Annotated in this window: 5 protein-coding genes and 2 pseudogenes; 2 read left to right on the top strand and 5 right to left on the bottom strand. The window is 71.1% G+C overall.

Features of this window, described 5'->3' with window-relative positions; all coding sequences use genetic code 11:
• Nucleotides 1-741 precede the first annotated feature (741 nt).
• The gene (locus CA983_RS38585) at nucleotides 742-1536 is read left to right on the top strand and encodes an MIP/aquaporin family protein (RefSeq protein ID WP_086605369.1); all 795 of its coding nucleotides are present in this window, start codon (nucleotides 742-744) and stop codon (nucleotides 1534-1536) included.
• Between the two features lie 19 nt (nucleotides 1537-1555).
• Nucleotides 1556-3076 carry a glycerol kinase GlpK gene (gene glpK / locus CA983_RS38580; RefSeq protein WP_086605368.1) on the top strand — a complete coding sequence of 507 codons (1521 nt, stop codon included), beginning with the start codon at nucleotides 1556-1558 and terminating at the stop codon, nucleotides 3074-3076.
• A 115-nt stretch (nucleotides 3077-3191) separates the two neighbouring features.
• Here glpK and CA983_RS38575 read toward each other — a convergent pair whose 3' ends face one another.
• The 5 genes and pseudogenes from CA983_RS38575 to CA983_RS47365 all read right to left on the bottom strand — a co-directional run.
• Nucleotides 3192-3797: a GTP-binding protein gene (locus tag CA983_RS38575; protein ID WP_086605367.1), complete on the bottom strand. Its 606-nt coding sequence runs from the start codon at nucleotides 3795-3797 to the stop codon at nucleotides 3192-3194.
• A 136-nt stretch (nucleotides 3798-3933) separates the two neighbouring features.
• Nucleotides 3934-5112, bottom strand: a pseudogene (locus tag CA983_RS38570) (hydantoinase/oxoprolinase family protein); the annotation flags it as partial.
• Nucleotides 5113-5136: 24 nt separating this feature from the next.
• Nucleotides 5137-5532 (bottom strand): DUF742 domain-containing protein, encoded by a 396-nt coding sequence (locus tag CA983_RS38565; protein ID WP_086605366.1) that lies wholly within the window; start codon nucleotides 5530-5532, stop codon nucleotides 5137-5139.
• Between the two features lie 9 nt (nucleotides 5533-5541).
• The gene (locus CA983_RS38560) at nucleotides 5542-5976 is read right to left on the bottom strand and encodes a roadblock/LC7 domain-containing protein (RefSeq protein WP_020275952.1); all 435 of its coding nucleotides are present in this window, start codon (nucleotides 5974-5976) and stop codon (nucleotides 5542-5544) included.
• Nucleotides 5973-6875 (bottom strand): annotated as a pseudogene (locus CA983_RS47365) (histidine kinase); the annotation flags it as partial. The gene CA983_RS38560 and the pseudogene CA983_RS47365, both read right to left, overlap by 4 nt.

Raw genomic sequence — 6875 nt, 5'->3', positions numbered from 1 at the left:
GAGAGGGGGCCCAGGGGCTCCTGGGACGGGCTGGGGCCATCGGATGGGTGCGGACGGACAGGACGGGGTCCGTGCGGACGCCGGTGGGCTCCTGGCGCTGTCGGAGGCGGGCGCCTGGGCACGGCTGTGGCCCCGCCCGCCAGGGCCCTGTACGCGGCCGGGACCGGGGCGCACCCCGTCCGGGGTACGCGGCCGGGACCGGGGCGCACCCCGTCCGGTTGAGAGACCGCCAGGTCAGGTGGATGCTGGTGGCTAACAAGCGAGGAGTCAGATGCGCTGGGCGCTCGCCTACGGCGGACCTCAGCGAGGCCGGACGACACCACCAGCAAAGGCTCACGCGGCTCGCCAAGGCCCGCGTAGGCCCCGACCACATCTGAACAACGACCCGACCGGGCGCCGCCAGGGCCGTGCAACCGGCCACCCGGCCCGGCAGACCCGGCCGACGTCACATGGCCGTCAACCGTTGCGGTCGGCGACCTTGACGCCCCCTGGGTGCCGGTGAACACTTCCGGTGTCAGTCGACATCGCCGTACATACTCGGCGTATCCGGCACTGCGGCGCGTGGGCGCGCCTGCGCCAAGGCCCTTTCCCCCGCGGGCGATTCGGCTGCGACGGCACGCTCGTCACGGATGCCGGGCGGGGCGCCGGATCTCCCTGCCTTCGGCTGAAGTAGCCATGGGAAACGCACCCTGCACGTGAGGACCGGGGCGGATCGTCCCGGGCCACGGCCTAGGAGCCGCCATGAGTAACGGAGACATCTTCTTCGGCGAGTTGATCGGCACGGCGATCCTGATCCTGTTCGGCGCCGGTGTGTGCGCCGCCGTCACCCTCAGGTTCTCCAAAGCCCGGGCTGCCGGGTGGGTGGTGATCGCGTTCGGCTGGGGGTTCGGCGTGCTGGCCGGCGCGTACACCGCAGCTCCCCTCTCCGGAGGGCACCTGAACCCGGCCGTGACCTTCGGCATCGCCATCGACACCGGTGTGTGGGAGAAGGTCTGGGTCTACGTACTGGGGCAGATGGCCGGCGCAATGATCGGCGCCGTCCTGGCCTACCTCGTGTACTTCGCCCAGTTCCGGGCCAACGTGCGGCAGACGGGCACCACGGAGGGCACGCTGGACGAACCGGTTCCGACGCTGGGCATCTTCTCCACGATCCCCGAGATCCGGAACCCGGTGGCCAACCTGGTCACGGAGATCCTCGCCACCATCGCCCTGGTGCTGCCCCTCCTCGCCCTGGTCGGTAACAACCGGCACGTCGAGGGCATCGGCATCGGGCTGGTCCCCGGCGCCGAGGGCATCTACGGATCCGGCATCGCGATCCTCCTGGTGGCGCTCCTGGTCGTCGGCATCGGCCTGTCCCTGGGTGGTCCCACGGGCTATGCCATCAACCCGGCGCGTGACCTCGGCCCGCGCATCATCCACTCCGTCCTGCCGATTCCGAACAAGGGAACGTCCGACTGGGGCTACTCGTGGATCCCGGTCGCCGGACCACTGATCGGCGGAGTGCTGGGTGGCCTCATCTACAACGCAGCCTTCTGAACCAGCCCAAGGGGTAGCCATGACGGACAACTCCGAGAAGTACGTCGCCGCAATCGACCAGGGCACCACCTCCAGCCGCTGCATCGTCTTCAACCAGGACGGCGCCATCGTCGCCGTGGACCAGCGCGAGCACCGCCAGATCTTCCCGAAACCCGGGTGGGTGGAGCACGACGCCACCGAGATCTGGTCCAAGGTGCAGGCCGTGGTCGCCGGGGCGCTCGCCAAGGCCGGGCTGCGTGCCGAACAGCTGAGCGCGATGGGGATCACCAACCAGCGCGAGACGACCCTCCTGTGGGACCGCGCGACGGGGAAGCCGGTGCACAACGCCATCGTGTGGCAGGACACGCGGACGGCGGCACTGTGCAACCAGCTGGGCGGCTCGGAAGGGCAGGACCGTTTCCGCGAGCAGACGGGTCTGCCGCTGGCCACCTACTTCTCCGGGCCCAAGGCGGCCTGGCTGCTCGACAATGTGCCGGATCTCCGGACGCGTGCCGAGCGTGGTGAGATCGCCTTCGGAACGATGGACTCCTGGCTGATCTGGAACCTCACCGGCGGCACGGACGGCGGGCAGCACGTCACCGACGTGACCAACGCCGGGCGCACCATGCTGATGAACCTGGAGACCCTCCAGTGGGACTCCTCGATCCTCTCCGCGATGAACATCCCCGAGGCGATGCTGCCCGAGATCAAGTCCTCCGCCGAGGTGTACGGCACCGCCCTCGGCCAGCTCGCCGGTGTGCCCGTGGCCTCCGCGCTGGGCGACCAGCAGGCCGCCGTGTTCGGCCAGGCCTGCTACGACGTGGGCACCGCGAAGAACACCTACGGCACGGGAAGCTTCCTGCTGCTCAACACCGGCAACCGCCCGGTGTCGTCGAAGAGCGGTCTGCTGACGACGATGGGTTACAAGATCGGGAGCGAGGCGCCGGTCTACTGCCTGGAGGGGTCGATAGCCATAACGGGCGCGCTGGTCCAGTGGTTCCGCGATCAGCTCGGCATCATCCGTACCGCCGACGAGATCGAGCCCCTGGCCGCGAGCGTGGAGGACAACGGCGGCGCGTACATCGTGCCGGCGTTCTCGGGCCTGTTCGCGCCGTACTGGCGCTCCGACGCGCGTGGTGTGGTCACCGGCCTGACCCGGTACGTCACGAAGGCGCACCTCGCGCGCGCGGTGCTGGAGGCGACGAGCTGGCAGACGCGCGAGGTCGTGGACGCCATGTACCAGGACTCCGGGGTGCACATCACCACCCTGAAGGTCGACGGCGGCATGACGAAGAACAACCTGCTCATGCAGCACCAGGCGGATGTGCTCGACGTGCCGGTGGTGCGGCCCAAGGTCTCCGAGACGACCTGTCTGGGCGCCGCGTACGCGGCCGGTCTGGCCACGGGTGTGTGGAACGACCTGGACGAGCTCAAGGCGCACTGGCAGAAGGACGTCGAGTGGACGCCGTCCATGGAGGCGTCGGTGCGGGACCGCGAGCACCACAACTGGCGCAAGGCCGTGGAGAGGAGCTTCGGCTGGGAGGAGGACGGCGACAGCTAGCCACGCGCGCGTGGAGCGTCATCCGCACCCACGCGCGCGTGGGTGCGGAGTTTCCGGACTGCGGGCCGTACCCCTGTCGGCGGGGGTACGGCCCGCGCCCGCCGGTCGGCGAGCGTCAGGTGGTCACCGCCTGGCGGCGGTCGGCCGCGTACGCCATGGCGTGCTGGACGACGCCGATGAGTGCTTCCTTGACCGATTCACGGTCGCGGGCGTCACACATCAGGAGCGGTACGCCGTCGTCCAGGTCGAGGGCCTGGCGTACGTCCTCAACCGGGTAACGCGGGGAGCCCTCGAAGCAGTTGACGCCGACGAGGAACGGTATCGAGCGCCGTTCGAAGTAGTCGACGGCGGCGAAGGAGTCCTCCAGGCGGCGGGTGTCGGCCAGCACGACGGCACCCAGCGCGCCCTCCGAGAGCTCGTCCCACATGAACCAGAACCGCTCCTGGCCGGGCGTGCCGAAGAGGTACAGCACCAGGTCCTCGCGGAGCGTGATGCGGCCGAAGTCCATGGCCACGGTGGTGGTGTGCTTGCCCTCCACGCCGCTGGTGTCGTCGACCGGGCGCCCGGCCTCGGTGAGCAGCTCCTCGGTGCGCAGCGGCCGGATCTCGCTGACCGCGCCGACGAGCGTGGTCTTGCCCACGCCGAAGCCGCCGGCCACCAGGATCTTGAGCGTGACGGGCTCGACCGGAGGCTTGCCGCGCTCAGAACGCCCGAAGATCATCGATCTCTTCTCCTGCTTGATGGGGGTCGGGCGACGGCGGGCCGTAGCCTCCGCCGCCCGGGGTTTCGATGACGAGTACGTCGCCGGTGACGACGTCCGCGGAGTCGCTGCCGCCGAGTTCGGTCACGGTGCCGTCGGCGAGGGCGGTGAACCGGTCCCGGACGAGTGCGTCGTCGAGGGGCTCGTCGCCGTTCGCGCCGAACACCCTCGGGAAGTGGGCGGGCTGGATGCGGCCGAGCATGACGTTGGCGTCGGTGACGGCGAGCGGGCCGCCGCCGCGATAGCAGGCGGGCCCGGGCTCCGCGCCCGCCGAGTCAGGCCCTACGCGGTAGCGGGAGCCGTCGAAGTGGAGGACCGAGCCGCCGCCGGCGGCGACGGTGTGGATGTCGAGCATGGGGGCGCGCAGCCGGACGCCGGCGATCCGGGTGTCGAAGACGCGTTCGTACTCGCCCGTGAAGTGGGAGACGTCGGTGGAGGTGCCGCCCATGTCGAAGCCGATGACGCGGTTGAAGCCGGCGAGCTGCGACAAGCGGGCCATGCCGACGATGCCACCGGCCGGGCCGGAGAGGATCGCGTCCTTCCCGCGGAACTGCCCGGCCTCGGTGAGGCCTCCGTTGGACTGCATGAACATCAGCCGTACGCCTTCGAGGGCGTCGGCGACGTGCTGGACGTAGCGGCGCAGGAGGGGAGACAGGTAGGCGTCGACGACGGCGGTGTCCCCGCGGGGGACGAGCTTCATCAGGGGGCTGACCTCGCTGGAGAGCGAGATCTGCGGAAAGCCGATGCGGGCGGCGAGTTTCCCCACGGCCTGTTCGTGTGCGGGGTGGAGGTGGCTGTGCATGCGGACCACGGCGACGGCACGGATCCCGTCGTCGTACGCCTCCTGGAGTGGCCCGGCGAGGGCGTCCAGGTCGGGCGCGAGCAGGACTGTGCCGTCAGCGGCGATGCGCTCGTCGACCTCGACGACCCGCTCGTGCAGGAGTTCGGGCAGTTCGATGCGGCGGGCGAAGATGCTCGGGCGGTTCTGGTAGGCGATGCGCAGGGCGTCGCGGAAGCCGCGGGTGATGACCAGCAGGGTGCGCTCGCCCTTGCGCTCCAGGAGGGCGTCGGTGGCGACCGTCGTGCCCATGCGGACGGTCTCGACGGGGTCGCCGGAGCCGCCCAGCAGGGTGCGGACGCCCTCGACGGCCGCGTCGGCGTAACGGGCCGGGCTGTCCGACAGCAGCTTGTGCGTGAGCAGCCGGCCGTCCGGGCGACGCGCGACGATGTCGGTGAAGGTGCCGCCTCGGTCGACCCAGAACTGCCAGCCAGTCACGTCAGTACCCCGCTTCCGCGCTGCTCACAGCGCCCGGAGGCCGTTGATCACGTCGCGCAGAATACTCTCGTCCGGCAGTTCGGCAGGGGGTACGGGCCGGTTCACATGGACGAATTCCGCGTCCACGAGGTCTCCGACAAGGACCCGTACCACCCCGATCGGCAGGTCGAGTTCCGCTGCGAGTTCGGCGACCGACTGCGGGGCGTCACGACACAGTTCGACGATGTCCACATGCTCCGGGGAGAGCATGTGGTCCGCTTCCGGGTCGTCCGCGTGCGGTTCCGTGACCACGACCGCGATCAGGTCCAGGCGGTGCTGGCCCTGGCTGCTGGTGCGGCCGCGCGTCATGGCGTACGGACGGACGACCGGTCCGGCCTCGTCGTCGAACCAGTGCCTTCTTCCCTGACCGTCAGCGCTCATGTCATCCCACTACCCGCCTGCGGGCAGATCGGTGCGCGGAGCGGCGCCCAGATGCACACCCACTCGCTTCACGAGGAGTGTCATCTCGTAGGCGACCTGGCCGACGTCCGAGTCGGCGTCCGAGAGGACGGCGAGGCAGCTGCCGTCGCCGGCGGCCGTCACGAACAGGAAGGCGTCGTCGAGCTCGACGACCGTCTGGCGGACGTTGCCGGCCTCGAAGTGACGTCCCACGCCCTTGGCGAGGCTGTGGAACCCGGAGGCGACGGCGGCCAGGTGCTCGCTGTCCTCCCGGGTCAGGTCCCTGGACACCCCGGTCGGCAAGCCGTCGCCGGAGAGCACGAGGGCCTTGCGAATGCTCGCGACGCGGTCCACCAGGTCGTCGAGGAGCCAGTTCAGCTCCCCCTTGTTGGCTGCGGTGTGGCCGGTGGCCTTCGGTGCGGTCATCGACCGTCCCCCTCTGTCGTTCCTTGTCGTGCTGTGCCGCTGTGGGCGGTATCGCCCGTTGCGTTTTCCTCGCGGCCGCGCTGCCAGCCGCGCTGGAGCGAGGCCATACGGCTGCGTACTTCGTCGGCGTCACGTTCGACGGGCTCGGCTCTGTCCTCGGTACGCGGCTCGGATCCGCGCTTCAGCTGCGGAGCCAGATTGGCCTGGCGGACGCGCCGGGGCAGCGGCGCGGTGCCGGAGCGAGGATCTTGCGGTGCGGAGCCAGGGCCCTGTGCCCGTCGTGCGGAGCCGGGAGCCGAGCCGGTCTCCCGGGGCGTGGCACCGGAGCCGGTCACCTGGCGCGCGGGACCACCGGTGGTCTCCGGCATGGGGCCGGAGCGACGGTCCGGGCCGTCCGGGCCGCTCGAGGAGATCTCCGCGCGGCGCGTCCGCGTGGGCAGAGTGGGCGGCTCCGACCCGGCGCCGGACGACGCAGGTGATGCAGCGCGTTCGTCGTTCCGGCCGGCCGCGCCGATGCCCCGGCGACCGGACTCCGCCCCCCGCCGACGGGCCGGCAGGGGCGGCGGTGCGTCCGGCTGGGCATCGCCGCGCCGGCCGTCGGTCGAGGAGCCTTCGCTGCGGCGGCGGACCGGAAGCCCGGGCTCCGGCCCGGACCGGCCCGTGGCCTCACCGGTCGCCGAGTCGTCGCCCCGGCGACGCGACGGGCGCGGGGAGGCGCCACCACCCGGCTCCGGTCGGCCTGTGCCCGTGAGCGTCTCCTCATCCGTCTTCCCTCGCCGAGGGCGCTGCTCGGTGACCGGGCGGCCGTGCGAGCTGACCAGCTTGGGGGTGTGGCGGCGCGGCAGCTGGACCGGGGCGCCCGGCTCGTCGTYGGTGTCGGTCCGGTCGGGTGCGCTGTG

The sequence above is a fragment of the Streptomyces swartbergensis genome (genome assembly GCF_002148965.1).
Lineage (GTDB): Bacteria > Actinomycetota > Actinomycetes > Streptomycetales > Streptomycetaceae > Streptomyces > Streptomyces swartbergensis.
Note: the sequence above shows the minus strand (reverse complement) of the source record. Positions and strands in the feature narration are given on the sequence as shown.

Coding starts and splice junctions, on each gene's coding strand:
- CA983_RS38585 (WP_086605369.1), top strand. CDS start 742: ATGAGTAACGGAGACATCTTCTTCGGCGAGTTGATCGGCACGGCGATC.
- glpK (WP_086605368.1), top strand. CDS start 1,556: ATGACGGACAACTCCGAGAAGTACGTCGCCGCAATCGACCAGGGCACC.
- CA983_RS38575 (WP_086605367.1), bottom strand. CDS start 3,797: ATGATCTTCGGGCGTTCTGAGCGCGGCAAGCCTCCGGTCGAGCCCGTC.
- CA983_RS38565 (WP_086605366.1), bottom strand. CDS start 5,532: ATGAGCGCTGACGGTCAGGGAAGAAGGCACTGGTTCGACGACGAGGCC.
- CA983_RS38560 (WP_020275952.1), bottom strand. CDS start 5,976: ATGACCGCACCGAAGGCCACCGGCCACACCGCAGCCAACAAGGGGGAG.